Genomic DNA, 23779 nt, shown 5'->3' with positions numbered 1-23779 from the left:
CTAGGTCATCAGTCATGGCAACCCCCACGGCCCCCGGCTCATCTCTATCCACGAACCCGGTCGATGCAGCCCCGCCGGCCAGCCCCAAAGACCCGCCGGGGCATGACCAAAGAGGCATATGACTTCCAGCACATAGCCACTTCCGCCCAGGTGTTGTACTTTACCAACACACCGAAGCACTACCACCCCAAGACAGACAGAAAGGACCCGACCATGAACGCCTCCACCGTCCGCACCGCCACCACCACCCACCCGACCGCCAAGACCCCGGCCGCCAACGCCCCGGTCCGCCACGTCCACCGCCAGCGCGACTTCGGCGTCGGCTACGGCAACTCCAGCGGCTACGCCAGCAACCGCAGCTACGCCAGCAACTGGGTCCAGCCGCGCTTCCGCTTCGCCTGATCGCGGACGCCGCGTCCATGGGTCGGTCGTCCACGCTTCCCTGGTCCGGATCGGCGCGCTAACGCTCCCTTTTCCCAAATTCGAGCCCCGCGCCGGTCCGGCCTCTTTTCCGGACTTCCCGCTCCCAGCCATCAGGTTCCAGGCAAGGCCGCTGCACCCGCACCCGAGTGGTCCCCGGCGCAAGCCGACACGTCCCGGCTGGTCCGGTCGCCGTCCCGCCGCTATCGTTTCCCGATGAGCGCATCCGACCCGACCAGCCCCGCGGCCCCCGCCGCCAAGCCGCTTTTCCGCGGCGCCACCACCGTCGACGACCTCAACCGGCTCTCGCGCAACACCGCGATGGAGCCGCTCGGCATCGTCTTCACCGAGATCGGCCCCGATTACGTGCGCGGCACCATGCCGGTCGACGCGCGCACCCACCAGCCCTACGGCCTGCTCCACGGCGGCGCCTCGGTGCTGTTGGCCGAAACCCTGGGCAGCAGCGCCGGCAACCTGTGCTGCCCGGACGGCAAGGTCTGCGTCGGCATCGAGATCAACGCCAACCACGTGCGCGGCGTGCGCAGCGGCACCGTCACCGGCACCGCCCGGCCGATCCACGTCGGCGCCAGCACCCAGGTCTGGGAGATCCGCATCGAGGACGAGGCCGGCCGCTTGGCCTGCATCTCGCGTTTGACCCTGGCCGTGGTACCCAAGGTCTGAGCCGGCGAGTAGGCTAGCGATTCGCGTGGCGCGGAATTCGCGCCCGCACCGCGCCCACCGCCGAGGTCCCGTGCGCCGACCCACCATCAAAGATGTCGCCGAACTCGCCCAGGTCTCGCTGAAGACCGTCTCGCGGGTCATCAACGACGAGTCCGGCGTGCGCGCCCGCACCCGCGCGCGGGTGCACGAAGCCATCGCCGAACTCGAATACCGTCCCGACCCGTCCGCGCGCAGCCTGCGCAGCGCTCAGCCGTATGCGCTGGGCGTGGTCTACGACAACCCGAACCCGTACTACATCATCAGCGTGCAGAACGGCGTGCTCGCCGCCTGCCGCGAGACCGGCTACGGCCTGCAGATCCATCCCTGCGATTCGTCCTCGCCGCTGCTCGCCGCCGACCTGATCGATCTGGTCCAGGGCGCGCGCCTCGCCGGATTGGTGCTGGCGCCGCCGATGTCCGAGCGCATGGAACTGGTCAGCGAACTGCTCGCCCACGGCATCAAGCTGGTGCGCATCGTCTCCGCCGCCGAAGACCCGCAAGACGGCGCGCCCTGCGTGTGGGTGGACGACCGCGACGCCGCCTACGACATCACCGAACACCTGATCCAGCTCGGCCACCAGCGCATCGGCTTCCTGTGGGGCGGCAAATCGCACCGTTCCAGTTGGGAGCGCTACAAGGGCTACGCCCAGGCGCTGAACGACTACGGCATCGGCGAGGACGAGAACCTCGTGCTGCCTGGCGACTACTCCTTCGACGACGGCTTCCGCGGCGCGCGGCGCTTGTTCGCCCTGCCCGACCGCCCGACCGCGATCTTCGGCAGCAACGACGAAATCGCCGCCGGCGTGCTCGCGGCGGCGAAGTCCTCGGGCATGCACGTGCCCTACGACCTGTCGATCGCCGGGTTCGAGGACAGCCCGTTCTCCAAGCAATCCTGGCCGACGCTGACCACCGCGCGGCAAGCGACCGAGGAAATCGCGCGGCACGCCGCGTACCGCCTGATCGCCGAGTTGCGGCGCGAGAGCGATACGCCGGTGGAGGCGCCGGCGAACGAAGGGTTCAGTCCGATTTTGGTGGTGCGCGGCTCGACGGCGCCGCCGCGGCCGCTGGGCGGCGCTTGATTCGAGCGTCGGTCGGTGTTCGCTCGGGGCGGGATCGGCCTGCGTTAACGGTGCGAATCGCGACATGGAAAAACGCGACTGCGGGGACGCATCCGGCGCAGCTACGTTGACGCGGTCGCGGCTTGCGCCGCTCCTACAAGGGGCTTCGACCGTTTCGCTTCCGACTGTAGGAGCGACGCGAGTCGCGACCGGGAAACCGCGACTGCGGTGAAGCATTCAACGTAGTTGCGTTGGCGCGATCGCGGCTTGCGCCGCTCCTACAAGAGGCTTCGACCGTTTCGCTTCCGACTGTAGGAGCGACGCGAGTCGCGACCGGGAAACTGCGACTGCGGTGAAGCATTCGGCGTAGTTGCGTTGGCGCGGTCGCGGCTTGCGCCGCTCCTACAACAGGCTTCGGCCGTTTCGCTTCCGGCTGTAGGAGCGGCGTGAGCCGCGACCGCGGACGATCCCGCTCGCGACGAAACTTTCGCTGCAGGCCAGCTGTCGCGGTCGCAGCTTACGCAGCTCCTACCGCGGCTTCGGTTGAGTTTCCGCCGCAGAACGGCCGCTCAGGTCAACGCCGCCGCGGCGCGCGCCAAGGCTTCGACCTGGGCCCAATCGCCCGCCTTCACCGCCGCCGCCGGCGCCACCCACGAGCCGCCGACGCACGGCACGTTCGCCAGCGACAGGTAATCGCGCGCGTTGTTCGCGCCGATGCCGCCGGTGGCGCAGAAGCGCAGTTCCGGCAGCGGGCCGGCCAGCGATTTCAGCGCGGGCGCGCCGCCGATGGATTCGGCGGGGAAGAATTTGAGCTGGGTGTAGCCCTGTTCCAGCAGCGCCATCGCTTCCGACGCGGTCGCCGCGCCCGGCAGCCACGGCAGGTCGATGTCGCGCGCCGCGGCGATCAGGCCCGGCGAACTGCCCGGCGACACCGCGAAAGTCGCGCCGGCCTTCAAGGCGTCGATGAAATCCTGCGGCCGGCGCACGCTGCCGACGCCGACCGCGGCGCCTTCGACTTCGGCGGCGATCGCGCGCACCGCGTCGAGCGCGACGGGCGTGCGCAAGGTCACCTCGATCGCCGGCAAGCCGCCGGCCACCAGCGCGCGCGCCAACGGCACGGCGTGGGCGAGATCGTCGATCACCAGCACCGGCACCACCGGCGCCAGCGCCAGCACCGCGCCGACGCGCTTTTGCAGATCCTGCATCGCAGTCATGGGTTCGTTCCTAGTCGAAAGCGGGTCAGGCGCGCGCGGCGACTTCGTCGATGTGCTTGAGCAGGTCGGCCGGGTCTTCGTAGACGCGGAAACCGCCGGCGCGTTCGAGTTCGTCCTGGCCGTAGCCGCCGGACAGCAGGCCGACGCCGAGCGCGCGGGCGCGGCGCGCGGCGAGCAGGTCCCAGATGCTGTCGCCGACCACCACCGAATGCTCGATGTCGGCGCCGAGCTTGTCGGCGGCGGCGAGGAACAGGTCGGGATCGGGCTTGGCGTAACGCACCATGTCGCGGGTGATCACCACGTTGCGCTCGGGGTCCACGCCGAGCGCGACGAGGTTGTGGCGCGCGGTTTCCATGCGGCCGCTGGTGGCGATGGCCCAGGGAATCTGGTTCTCGGTCAGGTACGCGAGCAGTTCCACCGCGCCCGGCAGCGGACGGATCTGCGTGGCCTGCGCGGCGTAAGCCTGCGCGTGCAGCTTGTGCAGACGCTCCACGCGCTCGGGAGTGATGTCGATGCCGGTCTCGCGCAACAGGATGTTGGTGAACAGCCCGCCGCTCATGCCGATCTTACGATGGATGCGCCACACCGACAGCGGGATGCCGTCGGCGTCGAGCGCTTGCTTCCAGGCCAGCACGTGCTGATAGACGCTGTCGACCAGCGTGCCGTCGAGGTCGAACAGGAAGGTGGTGCGGATGGGGGCGGGCATGGGGCGTTCCTGGGAATGAGGGGAACGGGGAATGAGGGGAATGGCGGGTTTGCGTGCGGCCTCGCCGTTGCGCGAGGCCGCGGGCACGAACGCTTCAGCGAGTTCGCGGCGGCGCTTCGGGTACGCGCTTTCGCGCGAACCGCGTCGATCCGGACGCGGACGACGGCGACCGAGCCGCCGATCTCACAACGGCACCGGCCCGAACACGCCCGCGCCCCGATCCGCCGGCGCGGCCGCGTCGCGGAACGCGGCGAACAGTTCGCGGCCGAAGCCGACGTGGTGCGAAGACAGATCGGCCGTCGCGTTCTCGCGCGCCGCCCAATCGGCCGGCTCGATCACGCTCAGCGTTCCGGCCACCGCGTCCAGCCGCAGCACGTCGCCGTCGCGCAGCTTGGCCAGCGGCCCGCCGGCCATCGCCTCGGGGGTGATGTGGATCGCCGCCGGCACCTGCCCGGACGCGCCGGACATGCGGCCGTCGGTGACCAGCGCGACGCGGTGTCCGCGTTTTTGCAGCACGCTCAGCGTCGGCGTGAGCTGGTGCAACTCGGGCATGCCGTTCGCGCGCGGCCCTTGGAAGCGCACGACCACGATCACGTCGCGATCCAGTTCGCCGCGCTCGAACGCCTGCTTCACTTCGTATTGTTCGGTGAACACGCGGCACGGCGCCTCCACCGTCCAGCGATCCTCCGGCACCGCCGACACCTTGATCGCGGCGATGCCGAGATTGCCGTTGAGCACGCGCAGGCCGCCGTCGGCGCGGAACGGCTCGGCCACCGGGCGCAGCACCGCGGTGTCGCAGCTCTCGCGCGTGGCCGGCACGTACTGCACTTCGCCGTCCTCGCCCAGCCGCGCTTCGACGCGATAGCGATCCAGGCCGTGGCCGGCGACAGTTTCGACATCGCCGTGCAGCAGGCCGTGATCGAGCAATTCGCCGATCAGGAACGCGAGCCCGCCGGCAGCGTGGAAGTGGTTCACGTCGGCGCTGCCGTTGGGATACACGCGCGCCAGCAGCGGCACCGCCGCGGACAGCGCATCGAAATCCTCCAGGCGCAGCTCGATACCGGCGGCGGCGGCCATCGCCACCAGATGCAGCAGGTGATTGGTCGAACCGCCGGTGACGTGCAGGCCGATCACGCCGTTGACGATGGCGCGCTCGTCGACGATCCGGCCGATCGGCCGATAGTCCTCGCCCAGCGCGGTGATCTGCGCGGCGCGGCGCGCGGCCAGCGCGGTCAGCGCGTCGCGCAGCGGCGTGTTCGGGTGGACGAAGCTGGAACCCGGCAAATGCAGGCCCATCATCTCCATCAACATCTGATTGGAGTTGGCGGTGCCGTAGAAAGTGCAGGTGCCCGGGCCGTGGTAGCTGCGCGCCTCGGCTTCGAGCAGTTCGTCGCGGCTCGCCTCGCCGGTGGCGTAGCGCTGGCGCACGCGCGATTTTTCGTCGTTGGGCAGGCCCGAGGTCATCGGCCCGGCCGGCACGAAGATGCCCGGCAGGTGGCCGAAGTGCAGCGCGCCGATCAGCAGGCCCGGCACGATCTTGTCGCACACGCCCAGGTACAGCGCGGCGTCGAACATGTCGTGCGACAGCGACACCGCGGTCGACATCGCGATCACGTCGCGCGAGAACAGCGACAACTCCATGCCTTCGCGGCCCTGGGTGACGCCGTCGCACATCGCTGGCACGCAGCCGGCGACCTGCGCGGTCGCGCCGGCCTCGCGCGCGGCGGCCTTGATCAGGTCGGGAAAGCGCTCCAGCGGCTGATGCGCGGAAAGCATGTCGTTGAACGAGGTGACGATGCCCAGGTTCGGCGCCGCGCCGCTGCGCAGCGCTTGCTTGTCGCCGACGCTGCAGGCGGCGAAACCGTGGGCGAGATTGCCGCACGACAAACGCCGGCGGTGCGGACCGCTGCCGCACGCCGCCTCGATGCGGGCGAGGTAAGCGGCGCGGCGCGCGCGGCTGCGTTCGACGATGCGTTGGGTGACTTGCGCGACGACAGGATGCAGTTGGGTCTTCACGTGAACCTTGGTCGATGCGGGGCGCCGGCATCGGCGCCTGGCCGTGAATCTGGAATGCGGCTCCCTTCGCGAAAAAAGGGAGAGAGGGGGGATTTGCTCTTCCTACACCTTCCTAAGAAGCACCGGCAAAAGCAAATCCCCCCGCGCCCGCGGTGCGGACGCGGCCCCCTGCGAGAGGGGGCGACAGCAAAAGCCTTAACTGGGAGGGGAGGGAGTCAGGGCTTGGCTGTCTGCGGAACCCAAAGAAAGCGGGCTCCAATAAAAAGTGCGGGTTACGGACTCCAATACAAGGTCGGCACGTTCGGCGCGCCGGCCAGCGCCGCGCGGATCGGCAAGGTCGAACGCGGGTCGCGCTGCGCGGCTTGCAGCAGCGCGAGCTTCTTCTCGCCTTCGATGTGCAGATACAGCGCCGGCGCGGTGAAGATCGCGCTGAGCGTCAAGGTCATGCGCGGCTCGGGCATCGCCGCGGTGCGCACCGACATCACCGGCGCGCGGCCGCGCGGCTGCAAGCCGATCTCGCGCAGCGCCGGGTTGTCGTGGCCGAGGTCGGGAAACAGCGACGCGGTGTGGCCGTCCTCGCCCATGCCCAGCACCGCCACGTCCAGCGGCAAGCCTTCGTTGGCGATCTTGGTCAGCACCGGCATCAGCGCCATTTCCGGCGTGTCCACCGGACGGTACAGCGGCAGGAAGCGCGCGGCGGCGGCGTTGTGCTGGAACAGGTTCTCGCGCAGCAGGCGTTCGTTGGAGCGCGGATGATCGCCCGGCACCCAGCGCTCGTCGATCGGCAGCACGGTCACCCGCGCCCAATCCAAGGTCTGTTGCGAGAGTTGCTGGAAGAAACGCTTGGGCGTGTTGCCGCCCGACAGCGCGAGGCTCGCCTCGCCGTGGCGCGCCAAGGCCGCGCGCAGATCGGCGGCGACCTGACGCGCCAGCGCCGACGCCAGCTGTTCGCTGTCGTCGAACAGTTTTTCGTGCAAGGGCAGCGGCAAGGGTTCGATCACGGTCAATCGCTCAGCCTGCATCTTCATGCCACGTCCTCCCATCGCGTTCGATCAGCGCCACCGCGGCGCTCGGTCCCCAACTGCCGGCGGTGTACGGGCGCGGCGCTTCCGCGCTCGCGGCCCAGGCCGCGCGGATCGGGTCGATCCACTTCCATGCCGCGTCGACTTCGTCGCGGCGCATGAACAACATCGGATTGCCGCGCACCACGTCCATCAGCAAACGCTCGTAAGCGTCGGCCTGACGCCCGCCGAACGCGGCGGCGAAACTCATGTCCAGCGGCACGTGGCGCAGGCGCAGGCCGCCGGGGCCGGGCACCTTGTTCATCAGCCACAGCTTCACGCCTTCGTCGGGCTGCAGGCGCAGCACCAGCTTGTTCGGCTGCAGGCGGCTGGACGGGTCCTGTTCGGTCAGGCCTTCGAAGATCGAATGCGGCACCTGGCGGAAGGTCACCACGATCTCCGACACGCGCTCGGCCAGGCGCTTGCCGGTGCGCAGGTAGAACGGCACCCCGGCCCAGCGCCAGTTCTTCACTTCGGCCTTGAGCGCGACGAAGGTTTCGGTCAGCGATTGCGCGCCCAGCTCCTGCGCGTAGCCCGGCACCGCGCGGCCTTCCACGGCGCCGGCCTTGTACTGGCCGCGCACGGTGAACTGGGCGGCGTTGCCGTTCTCGATCGGACGCAGCGCGCGCAGCACCTTGAGCTTCTCGTCGCGGATCGCGTCGGCGGCCAGCGACGACGGCGGCTCCATCGCCACCAGACACAGCAGCTGCAGCAAATGGTTCTGGACCATGTCGCGCAGCGCGCCGGACTTGTCGTAGTACGGCGCGCGCGATTCCACGCCGACGGTCTCGGCCACGGTGATCTGCACGTGATCGATGTGCTCGGCCTTCCACAGCGGTTCGAACAGCGCGTTGCTGAAACGCAGCGCGGTCAGATTCTGCACCGTTTCCTTGCCGAGGTAATGGTCGATGCGGAAGATCTGGGTTTCGTTGAACACCCGCGCCAGCGCGTCGTTGATCGCATCGGCGCTGACGCCGTCCTTGCCCAGCGGCTTTTCCACCACCACGCGGGTCTTCGGATTGACCAGCCCGTGCGATTGCAGGCGGTCGGCGACCACGCCGAACAGGTCGGGGCCGACCGCGAGGTAGAACACCCGCACGCGCTCGGCGTCGTCGAACTCGGCGGCGAATTCGGGCCAGCCGCTGTCGGAACTCAGGTCCAGGCGGCGGTAGGACAGCAGCGCCAGGAAGCCGTCGAGCACGTCGGTCTGGCGGGCCTGTTCGCCGGCGAAGTCGAGCAGCGCCTCGCGCACCTTGCCGCGGTAGGCCTCGTCGCTGCGCTCGTCGCGGGCGATGCCGACGATGCGCGCGCCGGCGACGATCTGGCCATCGGCGTAGCGGTGGAACAGCGCCGGCAGCAGCTTGCGCAGGGCCAGATCGCCGGTGCCGCCGAAGATCACCAGATCGAACGGCGCCAGCGGCGCCAAATGCGGGGGTTGCGAGGGGGAAGGCACGGAATAGACGCTCATGGACGGTCCGGCGGGGTCTCGACTGGTCTCGGTGAAACCATACCAGCAAAGATACCAGTAAGATACCACCTTCGCAAAACAACCATAAATCAATGGCTTAAACATATTTAGCAGACCTTTGTTGCCGCCAATGGTCTGCCACTGGTATCTTTTCCCTCATGCAGGACTATCTGCAAAGCGAATTCCGCCGCCAGTCCGACGCGCGCCGCGCGCCGGCTTATCAACACCTGCGCCGCACCCTCCAGCACGCCATCGAGAACGGCGAACTCACCGCCGGGCAGGCGCTGCCGGGCGAACGCGAGCTGGGCAAGCTGCTGGACCTGTCGCGGGTGACCGTGCGCAAGGCCATCGCCGGCCTGGTCGGCGACGGCCTGCTGGTGCAGCGCCAGGGCGCCGGCACCTTCGTCGCCGAGCGCATCGTCAAATCGTTCTCGCGCCTGACCAGCTTCACCGACGACCTGCGCGCGCGCGGGCTCGATCCGCGCTCGACCTTCCTCGAACGCGGCCTCGGCGAGGTCACGCCGGAGGAAGCGATGGCGCTGAACCTCTCGCCCGGCGCGGCGGTGATCCGCTACTACCGCCTGCGCACCGCCGACGGCGTGGCGCTGGCGCTGGAACGCACCGTGGTGCCGGCCGCCGTCATCGGCGATCCGGATCTCGTCGAAAACTCGCTCTACGAAGCCTTCGCCAAGCTCGGCATCCGCCCCACCCGCGCGCTGCAGCGGTTGCGCGCGATCGCCTTCGACGCCGAGCAGGCGCGCCTGATGAACCTGCCCGAAGGCGCGCCCGGATTGTTCATCGAACGCCGCACCTTCCTCGACGACGGCCGCGTCGTCGAGTTCACCCGATCCTTCTACCGCGGCGACGCCTACGACTTCGTCGCCGAACTCCAGAGCGAACCCACCCCGTGAGCGCCGACACCCTGCTCGACCCGACCACCACCCGCATGTACGCCGAAGCGCAGGAAGCCGGCGACGCGGTCGCCCGCCAGTTCGCCGCCAACGCCGACATCGTCGACGAACTGGCCGAACGCCTGCGCGCGCAGCCGCCGCGCTTCATCGTCACCTGCGCGCGCGGCAGTTCGGACCACGCCGCGACCTACGGCAAATACCTGTTCGAGACGCAGCTGGGCTTGGTCACCGCTTCGGCCTCGCCGTCGGTGGGCTCGGTCTACGCGGTCCAGCCCAAGCTGGAAGATTCGCTGTTCGTGGCGGTGTCGCAGTCGGGCAAGAGCCCCGACCTGGTGCGCAACGCCGAAATCGCCAAGCAAGCCGGCGCGCACGTGCTGGCCTTGGTCAACGTCGCCGATTCGCCGCTGGCGCAGGTCGCCGACACCGTGCTGCTGCTGCACGCCGGCCCGGAAAAGAGCGTCGCCGCGACCAAGAGCTATCTGTGTTCGCTCGCCGCGATGCTGCAGCTGACCGCGCGCTGGAGCAGCGACGCCAAACTCTTCGACGCCGTGCACGCGCTGCCCGGCGCGCTGCGCGAGGCGTTCGCGCAGGATTGGTCGCCGCTGGTGGACGGCCTGCGCGAGGCGCACAACCTGTTCGTGATCGGCCGCGGGCTCGGCCTCGGCGCGGCCCAGGAAGCGGCGCTGAAGTTCAAGGAAACCTGCGGCCTGCACGCCGAGGCCTTCAGCAGCGCGGAAGTGAAGCACGGCCCGATGGCCATCGTCGGCCCGGGCTTCCCGGTGCTGGCCTTCGCCCAGGACGACGGCACCGGCGACGGCACCGTGGCGGTGGCGCGCGAGTTCCGCCAGCGCGGCGCGCCGGTGTGGCTGGCGGCGCCGGGCGTCCACGGCGGCGATGCGCTGCCGCTGGCGCGCTCGCTGCATCCGGCGATGACCCCGCTGCTGACCGTGGCCAGCTTCTACAAGGCGGCCAACGCGCTGTCGGCCGCGCGCGGCTTGAATCCCGACGTGCCGCCGCATCTCAACAAAGTCACCGAGACCGTCTGAGCGCCATGACCGCCACCGCCTTCGTCAACGGCCGCGTGCTCAGCGAGCGCGGCTTCGAGTCCGACCTCAGCGTGATCGTCGAGGACGGCTACATCGTCGCCGTGCTGCCGGGGCCCGCGCCGGCCAACGCGCAGGTGATCGATCTGCAAGGGCGCTACCTCGCGCCCGGCTTCATCGACACCCAGGTCAACGGCGGCGGCGACGTGCTGTTCAACGACGTTCCCACGGTCGACGGCCTGCGCACCATCGCGCAGGCGCACCGCAAGTTCGGCACCACCGGGATGATGCCGACGTTGATCAGCGACGACGTCGAGGTGATGCTGCGCGCGATCGCGGCGGTGCGCGAGGCCATCGCCGCGGGCGTGCCCGGCATCCTCGGCATCCATCTGGAAGGCCCGTACCTGGCGCCGGCGCGCAAGGGCGTGCACAACCCGGACAAGTTCCATACCCCGGGCGAAGACGAACTCGACCGCATCGCCTCGCTCGACAACGGCAAGACCATCCTGACCCTGGCGCCGGAGCGCTTCGACGACGCCACCCTGCGCGCGCTGGCCGCGCGCGGCGTGCTGCTCAGCGCCGGCCACACCGCCGCCGACTACGAGCGCCTGCGTTCGGCCTTCGCCAACGGCGTCAGCGGCGTCACCCACTTGTTCAACGCGATGACCCCGCTCGGCAGCCGCGAACCCGGCGGCGTCGGCGCCTGCCTCGACGATCCCGATTCGTGGTGCGGCGTGATCGTCGACGGCGAACACGTGCACGACGCGTCCCTGCGCATCGCCATCGCGGCCAAGCCGCGCGGCAAGATCCTGCTGGTCACCGACGCGATGCCGCCGGTCGGCGGCGTCAATGAAGATTTCGTGCTGTACGGCGAAACCATGACCTGCCGCGACGGCAAGTGCACCACCGCCAGCGGCACCCTCGCCGGCTCGGCGCTGGACATGGCCGGCGCGGTGCGCAACACCGTGCGGCGCCTGGGACTGCCGCTCGATGAAGCCTGCCGCATGGCCTCGACGTATCCCGCGCAGTTCCTCGGCCTGGGCGAGGAGCTCGGCAAGATCCTGCCCGGTTATCGCGCCGATCTGGTCGCGTTGGACGACGATTTGCTCGTGCGCGACAGCTGGATCGCCGGCGCGCGCTGAGCGCGCCGCCGCATCAACCGCCCAGGCGCACGCCCTGGCAATCGCGGCGCGCCTGGCCTTCGCGCTGCGCGCTGTCGCTCGCGTTCGCCTGGCGCATCTGTTTGATCGAATGCGCGCAGCGGTCGCGGCGGCTGTCGTGCATCCCGCGGTCGGTTTCGTTGGGTTCGCTCCAACGCATCAGCGGTTGCGGTTGCTGCAGCTCGAACGACGATTCGCCCGACTCGGCCAAGCGCGCGGCCGCGGGGCTGCGGCGGTAGAGCGCGTCTTGCGGATGTGCGGGCTCCGGCGGCGGCGGTTGCAGCGCCGGCGACACGGCGTTCGCAGGCGCGATCTTGGAGGCGGCCGGCGCGGCGGGTTTCGGCGCGGCCTTGGCCGCGGGCGCTTGCGCGAAGGCCGGCGCCGACAACGCGAGCGTCAGCGCGAGGGCGATGGGAAAGCGGGGCATGGTCCTGATTCTCTTTGCGCCGGATCGTCGCCGGCTCCACGAATGTAGCGGCATTCGCGCGGCGTGCGCGGCTGCGCGCGCGGCGGGTTCATGGCGATTCATCGTTCTTGCGCGGATGCGCGTTGCGGCGTCGCGCGCACGGCGTGGCCGCGCGAGCGATGTCGGCGTTATCGCGACGGCGCCGTGTCGGCGACGACGGGCTTCCGGGCTTCGTCGTCGAGCCGCCGACGCTCGAGAAAACGGCGCTTGCGACGCCCTTCGCCGTGATGCGCCAACAACGCCGCGACGCGCTCCGGCCGATCCCGCTCGATCGTCGCCATGGTCAAGCGGATCAACCAATCGATGCGGTCGCCGCGTCCTTCGAGCAGGGTCGCGATCAACGCATCCGCCACCGGCGCGCGCAACGAGGCATGCGCGCTCGTCGCCGCGAGCAGCGCTTTCAACGCATGCGCGCGCCGCAATCGGTGCGGCTCGGCGGCGGCGATCTTCAACAAGCGCGCGATATGCGCGGCGGCGATATCCGGCTGGGTCTGGGCCATCGTGCGCAGCGGCCGCGCCGACAAGACGACGCGACGGTTGATCTCGTCCAATCCGTCGGCGATCCGCAGCGCCTCATCGAGCAAACCGGCGCGGCGGCCGGCATCGGGCCACTGCTCGGCCACCGCGCACAAGGCCTGCACCCGGTACCACGGCTCGCCGATCGCGCGCGCGATCTCCCACGCCGCGCGCGGATCGCGCGACGCCAGCCGCTCGGCCCGCTTCCTCAGCGCGAGCGCCTCGGCCCTGCGCCGCTCGGCCGCGAGATTCCGCTTGAGTTCGTCCGCCGCCATGTCTACGTCCTTGTTCTGGCTCGGCCCATGCCGAATTCCGCGGCCGCGGTCGCATTCGCCGCGCCCTGTTCATTCTGCGCGTCCCGCAAGGCACCGCCCGCTCCGCATATCGGTATACGAATGGCACGCCCAGCCCGTCTGGCGGCCCGATTCCGCACACAGGCTATAATTCCGAGTCTTTGCTCGGCTCCCGGCGCGCCACACCGGACCGCACGGACGACCGCCGCAACGCCCCCGCCAGCCCATCCGCGGCAACGCCGCGAGAGCCCGCCCATGACCAGCACCGCAGAACTCAGCTCGCCGTCCTCGGCGAACACGGAACTCACCAACTCCGTGCTCGATCCGGACTACACCCTCGAGCACAAGTACACCCGCCAGGAAGGCCGCATCTATCTGTCCGGCGTGCAAGCGCTGGTGCGCTTGCCGCTGATGCAGCGCCTGCGCGATCAGGCCGCGGGCTTGAACACCGCCGGCTTCATCTCCGGCTACCGCGGTTCGCCGCTGGGCGGGTTCGATCTGGAGCTGTGGCGCGCGCGCAAGCATCTGGAAGCCGCGGGGGTGAAGTTCACCCCGGGCCTCAACGAAGACCTCGGCGCGACCATGGTCTGGGGCACGCAGCAGACCAACCTGTTCCCCGGCGCCAAGGTCGAGGGCGTCTACGGCATGTGGTACGGCAAGGGTCCGGGCGTGGACCGCACCGGCGACGTGTTCAAGCACGCCAACGCCGCCGGCACCAGCAAGCACGGCGGCGTGCTGGCGCTGGCCGCCGACGACCACGCCTGCCGCTCCTCGACCCTGCCGCACGGCTCGGAAGGCGAGTTCACCAGCGCGATGATGCCGATCCTCAACCCGGCCGGCGTGCAGGACATCCTCGACATGGGCCTGATCGGCTGGGCGATGTCGCGCTACACCGGCCGCTGGGTCGGCTTCAAGACCATCGCCGAAACCGTCGAGTCCTCGGCCTCGGTCGACGTCAATCCGCTGGCGCTGCAGATCGTCGCGCCCGACGACTTCGTCATGCCGGCCGGCGGGCTCAACATCCGCTGGCCCGATCCGCCGATGGATCAGGAAATGCGCCTGCACCAGTACGCGGTCAAGGCCGCGCAGGCGTTCGCGCGGGCCAACAAGATCGACCGCATCGTGGTCGATTCGCCGAACGCGCGCTTGGGCATCATCACCACCGGCAAGAGCTACCTCGACGTTCTGCAGGCGCTGGAATACCTGGGCCTGGACGCGCGCGCCTGCGCGGATCTGGGCATCCGCGTGTACAAGGTCGGCATGACCTGGCCGCTGGAACCGGTCGGCCTGCGCGCGTTCGCGCGCGGCCTGGACGACATCCTGGTGGTCGAGGAGAAGCACGCCTTCATCGAAAGCCAGATGAAGGAATCGATGTACAACTGGGACGGCGGCCGCCGCCCGTCGATCGTCGGCAAGTACGACGAGAACGGCGAATGGATCCTGCCGTCCACCGGCGAGCTGACGCCTGCGCGCATCGCCGGGGTGATCGCGCGCCGCATCCAGCGCTTCCACGACAGCGAGCAGATGCAGAACGTGCTGCGCTGGATGGAAGAGAAGGAAAGCGAACTCGCGCTGCCGCGCGCCGCGTTCCCGCGCGTGCCGCACTACTGCTCGGGCTGCCCGCACAACACTTCGACCGTGGTGCCGGAAGGCTCGCGCGCGCTCGGCGGCATCGGTTGCCATTACATGGTCACCTGGATGGACCGCGACACCAACACCTTCACCCAGATGGGCGGCGAAGGCGTGACCTGGTGCGGCCAAGCCGGTTTCACCGAAACCGAGCACGTGTTCCAGAACCTCGGCGACGGCACCTATTTCCACAGCGGTTCGCTGGCGATCCGCCAGTCGGTCGCGGCCGGCGTCAACATCACCTACAAGATCCTCTACAACGACGCGGTGGCGATGACCGGCGGCCAGCCGGTGGACGGCCAGTTGTCGGTGCCGCAGATCGCCCATCAGGTGCGCTCCGAGGGCGTGCACACGATCATTCTGCTGTCGGACGACATCGCCAAGTGGAACCGCCGCGAGCTGTTCCCGAGCGACGTCGAATTCCACGACCGCAAGGAACTCGACGCGATCCAAAAGCGCCTGCGCACGGTCAAGGGCGTCAGCGTGCTGATCTACGACCAGACCTGCGCGACCGAAAAGCGCCGCCGCCGCAAGCGCGGCAAGATGGTCGATCCGCAAAAGCGCGTGATGGTCAATTCGCTGGTCTGCGAAGGCTGCGGCGACTGCGGCAAGAAGTCGTTCTGCGTGTCGGTGCTGCCGAAGGAAACCGAGTTCGGGCGCAAGCGCGAGATCGATCAGTCCAACTGCAACAAGGACTACTCCTGCGTCAACGGCTTCTGCCCGAGCTTCGTCACCGTCGAAGGCGGCGGCTTGAAGAAGAAGAAGGGCTCCTCGGCCAAGGATCGCCTCGCCGATCTGCCGATGCCGCAGCTGCCGGCGCTCGATCAGCCCTGGAACATCCTCATCACCGGCGTCGGCGGCACCGGCGTGGTCACCATCGGCGCGCTGCTCGGCATGGCCGGGCATCTGGAAGGCAAGGGCGCGACCGTGCTCGACCAGACCGGCCTCGCCCAGAAGGGCGGCGCGGTCACCACCCACATCCGCATCGCCAAGACCCCGGACGACATCCACGCCGTGCGCATCGCCGCCGGCGAGGCCGACCTGGTGCTGGGCTGCGACATGGTCGTGGTCAACGACTACTGGGCGCTGTCGAAGATCCGCGCCGGCCGCAGCCAAGTCGTGCTCAACAGCTACGAAGCGATGCCGGGCACCTTCACCACCCGTCCGGACATGCAGTTCCCGGCCACCGACATCGTCGCGGCGATCAAGCTCGCGCTCGGCGACCAGGACCCGCATCTGGTCGATGCGACCCAGCTCGCCACCGCCCTGCTCGGCGACGCCATCGCCGCCAACTTGTTCATCCTCGGCTACGCCTGGCAGCGCGCGCTGGTGCCGATCGCGTTCGACGCGCTGATGCGCGCGATCGAACTCAACGGCGCGGCGATCGAGATGAACAAGACCGCGTTCGCCTGGGGCCGTCTAGCCGCGATCGATCCGCGCGCCGTGGCCGAAGCCGCCGGCGTCACCCGCAAGGTGCCGACCGCCGCCGAAGCGACCCCGCGCGATCTGCCGCACCTCAAGCCGGGCGAGTGGGAAGGTACCGAATGGGGCGCGACCTCGGCGCCGCGCGCGACCCGCAACGAAGACGAACTGCGCCATGTGCCGGCCAAGGCCGACGGCGACAACGTCGCCTTCCTGCCGCTCGACGACCTGCGCCTGTCGCGTTCGCTCGACGAACTGATCGCGCGCCGCGTCGCCTTCCTCACCGACTACCAGGACGCCGCCTACGCCAAGCGCTACTCCGACTTCGTCGCCAAGGTGCGCGAGGCCGAGCAGAAGAAGGCGCCGGGCTCGACCGATCTGGCCGAGGCGGTGGCGCGCTACTTCTTCAAGCTCATGGCCTATAAGGACGAGTACGAAGTCGCGCGCCTGTATACCAGCGGCGAATTCCAGCGCCGCCTGGAGCAGCAGTTCGACGGCGACTACAAGCTCAAGTTCCACCTCGCCCCGCCGCTGCTGGCGAAAAAGGACGCGCAGGGCCGCCTGATCAAACAGGAATTCGGCCCCTGGGTGTTCACCGCGTTCAAGTGGATGGCCAAGCTGCGCAAGCTGCGCGGCGGCGCCTTCGACATCTTCGGCCGCACCGAGGAGCGCAAGATGGAGCGGCGCCTGATCGGCGAATACGAGCAGACCGTCGGCGGCCTGCTCGACGCGCTCGACGGCGGCAACGTCGATCTGGCCGCGGAAATCGCCAGCATCCCCGAGCACATCCGCGGCTACGGCCACGTCAAGGAAGACCACCTGCACAAGGCCAAGGAACGCGAGGCGGAGCTGCTGAAGGAATTCCGCAATCCGTTGCGGATCGTGCAGGCAGCGTAAGGCCGGGCCTTCGGGCAAAGGTTTTCCGTTTCAGATCGCGGCGCCGCCGCCGCAGCGAACGCCCCGCACCCGCGGGGCGTTCGTTTTTGTGCGCTTGCCGCGATGCGCCGCGCGGGCGGACACTGCGGGTTCGATCCCGGCGAGCTATCGGCGATGAAACCGCCCCTGTGCCACTTGTGCGGCCGCGACATGCGCGGCGAACGCGCGCCCGAAGGCGCCGATCTGGTCGCCTTCGCCGACTACCGGCCGCTGCCGACGGGCGTGGCCGGGCATCCGCATGGGTGCGAATGGTTCTGCGCCGAGCATCTGGAGGCGGCGCGGGAACTGAAGTCGCTCGATTACGCCGAGGCGATGGCGCGGTTGCGCGAACGTTACGGCATTCGGCTTTGAGCGATGGCGCCGATTCTTGCGGGAGCGGCTCTCGCTGCAGCGGCTTCGGCGCCGAGGCGGTTCGGCCCGGTAGCCGAGTCCGATCGCGCGAGACGAAAGCGCCGCGAATGAAGCTCCTGCCAGGGCCGCTTCAAATCGCCGACAACGCCCGCCGCACCACCTGCGCGCTGGCATCGTCGCCCGCGCTCACCATCGCGTAGTTGTAGTCCCCGCGCGACCAGTACTGCGCCAGCAAGGCGCCGTCGCGGCGGTCGCCGCGCGGCAGCATGTGATGGCGCGGTCCCGGCGGGCGGATGTAGAAGCTGATCGCCGCGCCGGCTGCGTCCTGGTACATCACCAGCGCCGCGGGGCCTTGGTCGGTGGCGAGCGCGCGCGCGCCGACCGGGCGGTAGCCCGCGCCGCTGAGGTCGGGCAGGCGCATGGGTGCGCGGAAATTCGCGTCGAGCCACGATTGCACGTCGCCGCCGGCGATGTCGCTGCGCAGGTCGTGGCGCGCGGCGAACAGGCGGTGCGCGGCGATGGCGTCGGCCATCGGCGCGATGCCGGCGAGCATCGGCGCGGACGGGCGGCTCCATTCGCGCGCCTGCCAACCGCCGACCGCGCCCAGGCCGAGGCTCAGCAGCACAGCGGCGGCGACCGCGTAGCGCGCGTCGCGGCGGCGGCGCAGGCCGGCGCGCAGTCGCGCGGGGTCGAGCGCGGGCTCCGGCGCCGGCGCGGCGCCGGCGAGCGCGGCGCGCAGTTGCTGGGCGTCGCGCTGCCACGCCTGCAATTCGGCCAGCCGCTCGGGCTGGCGCGCCAGCCAAGCCTCGACTTCGGCGCGCCGCGACGGGTCCAGGCGGCCGTCGATGTAAGCGTGCAGGTCGTGTTCGTCGGGCGGTTGGATCGGCGGCTGATTCATGGGGCACTCGCGAACGAAAACGGCGGACGGTGGCGGAACGCGGCGCTCATTTGAGCAACCTCAGCGGCGGGGTCGCGGTCTCGCCCTCGCTGAGCCGGCGCAGCGCCTGCCGCGCGCGCGACAGCCGCGACATCACCGTGCCGATGGGGATCTCGAGAATCTCGGCCACTTCTTGATAGCTCAATCCTTCGACCGATACCCACAGCAGCAGGCTGCGCTGCTCCACCGGCAACTGCTGCAAGGCTTCCAGCGTCGAGCGCGCGATGAACTCGCGCTCGGCCGAGGGCTCGCTGTCCGGCGCGCCCAGGCCGATGCGCGCGAGCAGCCCGGCGTAGCGCTGGGCGCGGCGCTGGCCGTCGAGGAACTGGCGGTAGACGATGGAAAACAGCCACGGCCGCAGCGCCGCCTCGTCGCGGCGCTGGTGCCAGCCGGCCAGGGCGCGTTCGAGCGCGCTCTGGACCAGATCGTCGGCCGCGTGCGGATCGCGCGCCAGCCAGCGGGCGAAACGCCGCAGCGAGGGCAGTTGTTCGCGCAGCGCTTGATCGAGTTCGTGCGGGGACATGGGCGCGGTTCGCAGGGGTTCGTCCGGTGGGACGCCGCCGCGGGCAGTTTATTCCCGCGCCGCCGCAACGCGATGTTCAGGGAATAAGCCGCGCCGCCGCGCGTCGTACCAGCGTATCCCACCACGCCCAAGGCCATGAACGAGCCCCTCGCCCCGCCCCGCCCGCCTGTCCCGCTCGCCCGCTGGGCGCTGATCGCGCTCGCGGTCGGCGGCCTCGCCGGCGCCTTCGCTTATGTCGCCGGTTATCTGGATCCGCAGCGGCTGACGCCGACGCGGCTGGTCGATCAGCTGCAAACCAACGGCGGCCTGCACCCGGGCTATCGCCGCAACCACGCCAAGGGCGTGTGCGTCATCGGCCGCTTCGACAGCAACGGCGCGGCCGCGCCCTACTCGCGCGCGGGCTTGTTCGCCGCGGGCGCGAGCACGCCGCTGGTCGGCCGCTTCGCCCTGCCCGGCGGCAATCCGTACGCGCCCGACGGCGGCGTGCCGATCCGCAGCTTCGCCCTGCGCCTGACCCAACCCGACGGCCAGCAATGGCGCACCGGCATGAACAACATGCCGGTGTTCCCGGTCGCCACGCCGCAGGCGTTCTTCGAGCAATTGCGCGCCACCGCGCCGGACCCGGCCACCGGCAAGCCCGATCCGGCCAAGCAGAAGGCGTTTTTCGACGCGCACCCGGAAACCGCCGCGTTCCGCGCCTGGGCCAAGGAGCGCAAACCCTCGGCCAGTTACGCGACCGACAGTTACTACGGCCTCAACGCGTTCTATTTCGTCGGCGCCGACGGCGCGCGCCACGCAGTGCGCTGGCGGGTCGAACCCGACAACGGCGCGGCCGCCGCGCCGCTGAGCGCGCAGGATGTCGACACGCTCGCCGCCGAACTGGAACGCCGCCTCGCCCAAGGGCCGCTGCGTTGGCGGCTGTGGGCGACGCTGGCCGCGCCGGACGATCCCGTGGACGACGCGACCCAGACGTGGCCCGCGCAGCGCGAGCAGATCGACGCCGGCACCGTGGTGATCGAACGCGCGCAGGATCAAAGCAGCGGCGAATGCCGCGACATCAACTACGACCCGCTGGTGCTGCCCGACGGCATCGTCGCCTCGGCCGATCCGCTGCTGCCCGCGCGTTCGGCCGCTTATGCCGAGTCCTACCGCCGCCGCACCGCCGAAGAAGCGCGCGCCGGCGGCCGTCCGCCGCAGGAGGCCGCGCGATGAGCGAGTATCGCAACGACGAGACAATGTTCTGGTGGCCGGCGCGCGTACTGCACTGGCTGATGGCCTTGATGATCCTGACGATGCTGTTCGTCGGCGCGGGCATGGTGGCGAGCGTGTCGGAGCGCCACGCGTGGTTGCTGGCGCTGCACAAGCCGCTCGGGATCGCGATTCTGGCGCTGGCGGTGTTGCGGCTCGCGTTGCGCCTGTGGCGGCGTCCGCCGCCGCTGCCGCGCGAATTGAGCGCGGCGCAGCGTTTCGCCGCGCAGGCCTCGCATTGGCTGCTGTACGCGTCGATGCTGGCGATGCCGCTGATCGGCTGGGCGATGCTGTCGGCGGGCGGCTATCCGATCGAACTCGGCGGCGGCGTGCGCTTGCCGGCGATCGCGCCGTTCGATCCGAGCTGGTTCGCGGCCTTGCGCTGGCTGCATCGGACTTTGGCGTATGCCTTGTTCGGCTTGGTGCTGCTGCATCTCGGCGCGGCGTTGCATCACGGCTTGATTCGCCGCGATGGGGTGTTGCGCAGCATGCTGTGGCGGCGGGGCGAGGCGGCGACGCGCGAGGGCGATGCGGTGGAGTGAGCGGGCCGCGATTACGGCATCGGGGTTGCGCCGCGACCGGCTGCTGCGCGGTCGCGGCTCACGCCGCTCCTACAGGGAGCCGCCCGACTTTCGCGCGGCAACGCAAACCGATGGTAGGAGCTGCGTAAGCTGCGACTACGACACCGCGCATACGACGCGACCTGTCGCCCCGCGGTCGCGGCTCACGCCGCTCCTACAGGCAGCTACCCGACTTTCGCGTTGCAACGGAAACCCACTGTAGGAGCTGCGCAAGCTGCGACCGCGACACCGCGCATACGGCGCGACCTGTCGCCCCGCGGTCGCGGCTCACGCCGCTCCTACAGGGAGTCGCCCGACTTTCGCGCGGCAACGCAAACCGACGGTAGGAGCTGCGTAAGCTGCGACCGCGACACCGCACCGACGACGCCACTCGGTCGCGCAGCCGGCCTCTCAGGCGACCGGCACCGCAGACAACCGGCTCAGCGCCGCTCGCGCGGAAAAGGCTCGCGCCCCAACGCATACGGCAACAACTGCGCGATGTTGCGCGCGTCGTCGATGCCGCGGTGGTGGGTGCCGGCGAACTCCAGCCGCGCGCGGCGCACGCCGCCGTCGAGGCCGAACTTTCGGCCCGAGCCTTCGCGCTGGGCGAACATCCGCTTGATGTTGCGGTGCTCGGCGCCGACCGGGTCGGGCACGCGGTGGAAGCCGCAGTCCTGGCGCAGCTGATTGCGGTCGTAATCGCCCCACGAGCCCCAGATCAGATCCGGGTAAGCGGCGCGCCACGCCTTCAGCGCCGCCGCCGCTTCGGCGAAGCCGGGCGCGGCGTCGACATCGGCTTGAGTGATGCTGGTGAGCTGGGTGCAGAACGCGGTCAACTGCGGATGGCGCACCGGACGGACGAAGCGTTGGAATTCGTCGACCACGCGCAGCGAGGCGGTTTCGACCATGACCGCGCCGATCTCGATGATCTCCATCTGCTCGCGCGGCAGCGAGCGGTCGTCGGAGCAGGTGGCCTCGAAGTCGATCAACAGGTAATGCGCGGGTTCTCTTTCGATAGGTTCGTTCATGACGCGACATTGTCGCGCGAGCGGCGGCGCGGGCGCGCCGCCGCCGGTCGGACGCCGGACGGTCGCCGGCCGATGCGGATGCGTCGGCCCGTCCGCGCCACCGCGCCGCTTACTTCGGCGCGAGAATCTTCGACAGCCGGTCCGGCGCGCCGTCGATGCGTTCCAGGCGCGGATAGCGCAAGCCGCCGCGATAATCGATGCGCACGCTGCGCACCACGTCGCCGTTGCGCACGATCAGATCGATCGGCTGCTTGCCGTCCTTGTTCGCGCTCACCGCGTCCTTGAGCCGCTCGCCGCTGGCGCTGTAGCCGTTGATCGCCAGCACCGTGCTGCCCGGCGCGATGCCGGCGTCGAAGGCCGGGCCGTCCCAGCGCACCGCGCCGACGTTGTTGTCGTTGGACAAGGTCATGCCCAGCGAATAGGTCAGGTCGGTGTGCTTGCGGTCGCTCTCGGCGAGCTTGCCGGCTTCGCTTGGCGTATCGCCGAAGCTGAGCCTCCAGCCGCTCGCGGCCAGCCCGTCCAGCGGCGCGGCGCGCGCGTCCAGGCGTTCGCGCAGGAACCCGGCCCAGTCGAACGGCGCGACCTTGTCGAGCGCGGCGACCACGTCCTCGAATTCGTACGGCTTGACCTCGTAATCGCCGTCGGCGCCGTGGAAGAAGCCGCGGGCGAAGTCGTCGAGCGAACGCTTCTCGCCGGTCAGCGCGCGCAGCTTGGCGTCCACCGCCAACCACACCAGCTGGCCGCCGCTGTAGTAGTCCTCGCTGAGCTGATAGCTCGGGTACGACTTGGACCGGCGCATCGCGATCACCGGATCCAGCGTGGTGTCCTGCAGCGTGCGCCAGCCCAGGCCCGGACGATCCTCGGCGTAGCGCGCGACCACCAGCGCCAGCGCGTCGCGCGCGAACTCCGGCTTCCACAAGCCCGAACGCGCGGCCAGCACATAACCCCAGTACTGGGTCTGGCCTTCGTAGACCCACAGCAGGCTGTCGCCCAGCGGTTGATTGAGGTTGCCCTTCACCAGCCCGGCGGGACGGCGGAATTTGCCGTTCCAGGCGTGGGTGTACTCGTGCGCGAGCAAGTCGCGGCCGAGCTGGCCGGCGCCGTCCCAGCCGGTGAAATAGTCGGCGTCCACGCCGTTTTCGCTGGAGCGGTGGTGCTCCAGGCCGATCCCGCTCATCTGCCCCGACAGCGACAACAGGAAATCGTAATGATCGTAAGGCTGCGAGCCGAACAGCTTGACCGCCTGATTCACCAGTTCGCGATGCGGCTTGAGCTGCTCGGGCTTGGCGTCCAGGAATTTGGCCGCGTCGGCGACGACGTTGAGCCGCACCGGAATCTTCGCGCCCGGCGCCAGATCGATCTGCTTGTAGTGGCGGCCGGCGAACACCGGCGAATCCATCAAAGTGTCGAGCGGCACCGGGCGGAAACGCAGGGTGTCGCCCTGACGCGCGTCGAGTTCGAGCGCGGTGCCGGCCTGCCAGCCGGCCGGCAGCTTCAGGCTCGGCGCCACCTGGATGCCGCGCGCGTAGTAGCCGGCCGGATACAGCGCGACCTGATTCCACTGCACGTTGAGCATGTCGGCGGTCATCACCACCCGGCCCTGATTGCTCGCGGTCGGGGTGAGCATGTCGAACTCGATCTCCAGCTCGCTTACGCCTTGCGGCACTTCGAGCTTGAACGCGTACACGTCGAGCGGATCGCGGGTCCAGGCGATGGCCTGGCCGTTGCCGCGCACGCGCAGGCCGGCGAGCTTGTCGATCGGCCCGGTCGGCGAGTGATTGCCCTGGATCCACTGCGGGAACAGCAAGGTCAGCGGCCCGGCCTGCACCGGCAGGCGCTGGCGCGCGCGCAGCACGCGCCGGGCGATGTCGCTGGCGTCGACATCCAATTGCAGCGTGCCGGGATAAGGCGTATCGCGCGGCGCCGCGGTCTGCGCGCGGGCGGCCGACAACGGCAGCGCCGCGGCGATCAGCAGCGGCAGCAGGGCTAGGGAGGGTCGGGACATGGCGGACTCCGGCGCGGCGCACAAGACGGGATCGGACATCCTAGCCAACGCGCCGCGCTTGCCCCCTGCCATTGGGCATGGACTCGCGC

Annotated in this window: 21 protein-coding genes; 10 read left to right on the top strand and 11 right to left on the bottom strand. The window is 69.7% G+C overall.

Annotated features, from left to right (window positions below):
- Positions 1-213 precede the first annotated feature (213 nt).
- The 3 genes from J5226_RS05225 to J5226_RS05215 all read left to right on the top strand — a co-directional run bounded on the left by J5226_RS05225 (position 214) and on the right by J5226_RS05215 (position 2218).
- On the top strand, positions 214-402 hold the full coding sequence (locus J5226_RS05225; RefSeq protein ID WP_215838801.1) for a hypothetical protein: 189 nt from the start codon (positions 214-216) through the stop codon (positions 400-402).
- A 339-nt stretch (positions 403-741) separates the two neighbouring features.
- A complete protein-coding gene (locus J5226_RS05220; RefSeq protein ID WP_255323084.1) occupies positions 742-1101 on the top strand; it encodes a hotdog fold thioesterase in 360 nt (119 codons plus the stop codon).
- Between the two features lie 70 nt (positions 1102-1171).
- On the top strand, positions 1172-2218 hold the full coding sequence (locus J5226_RS05215) for a LacI family DNA-binding transcriptional regulator (protein WP_215838799.1): 1047 nt from the start codon (positions 1172-1174) through the stop codon (positions 2216-2218).
- Between the two features lie 548 nt (positions 2219-2766).
- Here the strand turns inward: J5226_RS05215 and eda are convergent.
- The 5 genes from eda to zwf form a co-directional block, all read right to left on the bottom strand.
- Positions 2767-3411, bottom strand: coding sequence for a bifunctional 4-hydroxy-2-oxoglutarate aldolase/2-dehydro-3-deoxy-phosphogluconate aldolase (gene eda / locus J5226_RS05210; protein WP_215838798.1), 645 nt, complete (start codon positions 3409-3411; stop codon positions 2767-2769).
- Positions 3412-3436: 25 nt separating this feature from the next.
- Positions 3437-4117 carry an HAD family hydrolase gene (locus J5226_RS05205; protein ID WP_215838797.1) on the bottom strand — a complete coding sequence of 227 codons (681 nt, stop codon included), beginning with the start codon at positions 4115-4117 and terminating at the stop codon, positions 3437-3439.
- Positions 4118-4300: 183 nt separating this feature from the next.
- On the bottom strand, positions 4301-6133 hold the full coding sequence (gene edd, locus J5226_RS05200; RefSeq protein WP_215838796.1) for a phosphogluconate dehydratase: 1833 nt from the start codon (positions 6131-6133) through the stop codon (positions 4301-4303).
- A 272-nt stretch (positions 6134-6405) separates the two neighbouring features.
- Positions 6406-7161, bottom strand: a complete 756-nt coding sequence (pgl, locus tag J5226_RS05195; RefSeq protein ID WP_255323000.1) for a 6-phosphogluconolactonase — start codon at positions 7159-7161, stop codon at positions 6406-6408.
- Complete coding sequence (gene zwf, locus J5226_RS05190; RefSeq protein ID WP_215838795.1) at positions 7145-8662, bottom strand: glucose-6-phosphate dehydrogenase; 1518 nt, start codon at positions 8660-8662, stop codon at positions 7145-7147. Before zwf ends, pgl begins: the two co-directional genes overlap by 17 nt.
- 158 nt (positions 8663-8820) lie before the next feature.
- On the opposite strand from zwf, the gene J5226_RS05185 reads away from it, so the two are divergent.
- From J5226_RS05185 to nagA, 3 genes are read left to right on the top strand one after another with little or no spacing between them, the layout of a single operon-like run.
- Positions 8821-9573, top strand: a complete 753-nt coding sequence (locus J5226_RS05185; protein WP_057949624.1) for a GntR family transcriptional regulator — start codon at positions 8821-8823, stop codon at positions 9571-9573.
- Positions 9574-9608: 35 nt separating this feature from the next.
- Positions 9609-10619, top strand: coding sequence for an SIS domain-containing protein (locus tag J5226_RS05180; protein ID WP_215840322.1), 1011 nt, complete (start codon positions 9609-9611; stop codon positions 10617-10619).
- A 5-nt stretch (positions 10620-10624) separates the two neighbouring features.
- On the top strand, positions 10625-11758 hold the full coding sequence (nagA, locus tag J5226_RS05175) for an N-acetylglucosamine-6-phosphate deacetylase (RefSeq protein WP_215838794.1): 1134 nt from the start codon (positions 10625-10627) through the stop codon (positions 11756-11758).
- 13 nt (positions 11759-11771) lie between these two features.
- On the opposite strand, the gene J5226_RS05170 is transcribed toward nagA, so the two are convergent.
- Together J5226_RS05170 and J5226_RS05165 are read right to left on the bottom strand one after the other, a co-directional pair.
- A complete protein-coding gene (locus tag J5226_RS05170; protein WP_215838793.1) occupies positions 11772-12203 on the bottom strand; it encodes a hypothetical protein in 432 nt (143 codons plus the stop codon).
- Between the two features lie 167 nt (positions 12204-12370).
- Entirely contained in the window at positions 12371-13033 is a 663-nt protein-coding gene (locus tag J5226_RS05165) for a hypothetical protein (RefSeq protein WP_215838792.1), read from the bottom strand.
- A 273-nt stretch (positions 13034-13306) separates the two neighbouring features.
- Between J5226_RS05165 and J5226_RS05160 the strand changes: the two genes are divergently transcribed.
- Together J5226_RS05160 and J5226_RS05155 are read left to right on the top strand one after the other, a co-directional pair.
- Positions 13307-16999, top strand: coding sequence for an indolepyruvate ferredoxin oxidoreductase family protein (locus J5226_RS05160; protein WP_215838791.1), 3693 nt, complete (start codon positions 13307-13309; stop codon positions 16997-16999).
- 153 nt (positions 17000-17152) lie between these two features.
- Positions 17153-17389, top strand: coding sequence for a hypothetical protein (locus J5226_RS05155; RefSeq protein WP_215838790.1), 237 nt, complete (start codon positions 17153-17155; stop codon positions 17387-17389).
- A 130-nt stretch (positions 17390-17519) separates the two neighbouring features.
- Here J5226_RS05155 and J5226_RS05150 read toward each other — a convergent pair whose 3' ends face one another.
- Positions 17520-18287, bottom strand: a complete 768-nt coding sequence (locus J5226_RS05150) for an anti-sigma factor (RefSeq protein ID WP_215838789.1) — start codon at positions 18285-18287, stop codon at positions 17520-17522.
- 46 nt (positions 18288-18333) lie between these two features.
- Positions 18334-18849, bottom strand: coding sequence for a sigma-70 family RNA polymerase sigma factor (locus J5226_RS05145; RefSeq protein ID WP_215838788.1), 516 nt, complete (start codon positions 18847-18849; stop codon positions 18334-18336).
- A 135-nt stretch (positions 18850-18984) separates the two neighbouring features.
- Between J5226_RS05145 and J5226_RS05140 the strand changes: the two genes are divergently transcribed.
- Both J5226_RS05140 and J5226_RS05135 read left to right on the top strand, forming a co-directional pair.
- On the top strand, positions 18985-20061 hold the full coding sequence (locus J5226_RS05140) for a catalase family peroxidase (protein WP_215838787.1): 1077 nt from the start codon (positions 18985-18987) through the stop codon (positions 20059-20061).
- Positions 20058-20639 (top strand): cytochrome b, encoded by a 582-nt coding sequence (locus J5226_RS05135; RefSeq protein ID WP_255322999.1) that lies wholly within the window; start codon positions 20058-20060, stop codon positions 20637-20639. The genes J5226_RS05140 and J5226_RS05135 overlap by 4 nt, the downstream gene beginning before the upstream one ends.
- A gap of 458 nt (positions 20640-21097) precedes the next feature.
- Here the strand turns inward: J5226_RS05135 and J5226_RS05130 are convergent, their stop codons facing one another.
- Positions 21098-21685, bottom strand: coding sequence for a 3'-5' exonuclease (locus J5226_RS05130; RefSeq protein WP_215838786.1), 588 nt, complete (start codon positions 21683-21685; stop codon positions 21098-21100).
- A 109-nt stretch (positions 21686-21794) separates the two neighbouring features.
- Entirely contained in the window at positions 21795-23690 is a 1896-nt protein-coding gene (locus J5226_RS05125; protein WP_215838785.1) for a hypothetical protein, read from the bottom strand.
- Between the last annotated feature and the right edge of the window lie 89 nt (positions 23691-23779).

Source organism: Lysobacter sp. K5869 (assembly GCF_018847975.1).
Lineage (GTDB): Bacteria > Pseudomonadota > Gammaproteobacteria > Xanthomonadales > Xanthomonadaceae > Lysobacter.
This window is presented reverse-complemented; position numbering and strand designations above follow the sequence as displayed.

Bases quoted from the DNA above. Each gene is read 5' to 3' on its own strand.
- J5226_RS05225 (WP_215838801.1), top strand. From the start codon at position 214: ATGAACGCCTCCACCGTCCGCACCGCCACCACCACCCACCCGACCGCC.
- J5226_RS05220 (WP_255323084.1), top strand. From the start codon at position 742: ATGGAGCCGCTCGGCATCGTCTTCACCGAGATCGGCCCCGATTACGTG.
- eda (WP_215838798.1), bottom strand. From the start codon at position 3,411: ATGACTGCGATGCAGGATCTGCAAAAGCGCGTCGGCGCGGTGCTGGCG.
- J5226_RS05205 (WP_215838797.1), bottom strand. From the start codon at position 4,117: ATGCCCGCCCCCATCCGCACCACCTTCCTGTTCGACCTCGACGGCACG.
- pgl (WP_255323000.1), bottom strand. From the start codon at position 7,161: ATGAAGATGCAGGCTGAGCGATTGACCGTGATCGAACCCTTGCCGCTG.
- zwf (WP_215838795.1), bottom strand. From the start codon at position 8,662: ATGAGCGTCTATTCCGTGCCTTCCCCCTCGCAACCCCCGCATTTGGCG.
- J5226_RS05185 (WP_057949624.1), top strand. From the start codon at position 8,821: ATGCAGGACTATCTGCAAAGCGAATTCCGCCGCCAGTCCGACGCGCGC.
- J5226_RS05180 (WP_215840322.1), top strand. From the start codon at position 9,609: ATGTACGCCGAAGCGCAGGAAGCCGGCGACGCGGTCGCCCGCCAGTTC.
- nagA (WP_215838794.1), top strand. From the start codon at position 10,625: ATGACCGCCACCGCCTTCGTCAACGGCCGCGTGCTCAGCGAGCGCGGC.
- J5226_RS05170 (WP_215838793.1), bottom strand. From the start codon at position 12,203: ATGCCCCGCTTTCCCATCGCCCTCGCGCTGACGCTCGCGTTGTCGGCG.
- J5226_RS05165 (WP_215838792.1), bottom strand. From the start codon at position 13,033: ATGGCGGCGGACGAACTCAAGCGGAATCTCGCGGCCGAGCGGCGCAGG.
- J5226_RS05160 (WP_215838791.1), top strand. From the start codon at position 13,307: ATGACCAGCACCGCAGAACTCAGCTCGCCGTCCTCGGCGAACACGGAA.
- J5226_RS05155 (WP_215838790.1), top strand. From the start codon at position 17,153: ATGAAACCGCCCCTGTGCCACTTGTGCGGCCGCGACATGCGCGGCGAA.
- J5226_RS05150 (WP_215838789.1), bottom strand. From the start codon at position 18,287: ATGAATCAGCCGCCGATCCAACCGCCCGACGAACACGACCTGCACGCT.
- J5226_RS05145 (WP_215838788.1), bottom strand. From the start codon at position 18,849: ATGTCCCCGCACGAACTCGATCAAGCGCTGCGCGAACAACTGCCCTCG.
- J5226_RS05140 (WP_215838787.1), top strand. From the start codon at position 18,985: ATGAACGAGCCCCTCGCCCCGCCCCGCCCGCCTGTCCCGCTCGCCCGC.
- J5226_RS05135 (WP_255322999.1), top strand. From the start codon at position 20,058: ATGAGCGAGTATCGCAACGACGAGACAATGTTCTGGTGGCCGGCGCGC.
- J5226_RS05130 (WP_215838786.1), bottom strand. From the start codon at position 21,685: ATGAACGAACCTATCGAAAGAGAACCCGCGCATTACCTGTTGATCGAC.
- J5226_RS05125 (WP_215838785.1), bottom strand. From the start codon at position 23,690: ATGTCCCGACCCTCCCTAGCCCTGCTGCCGCTGCTGATCGCCGCGGCG.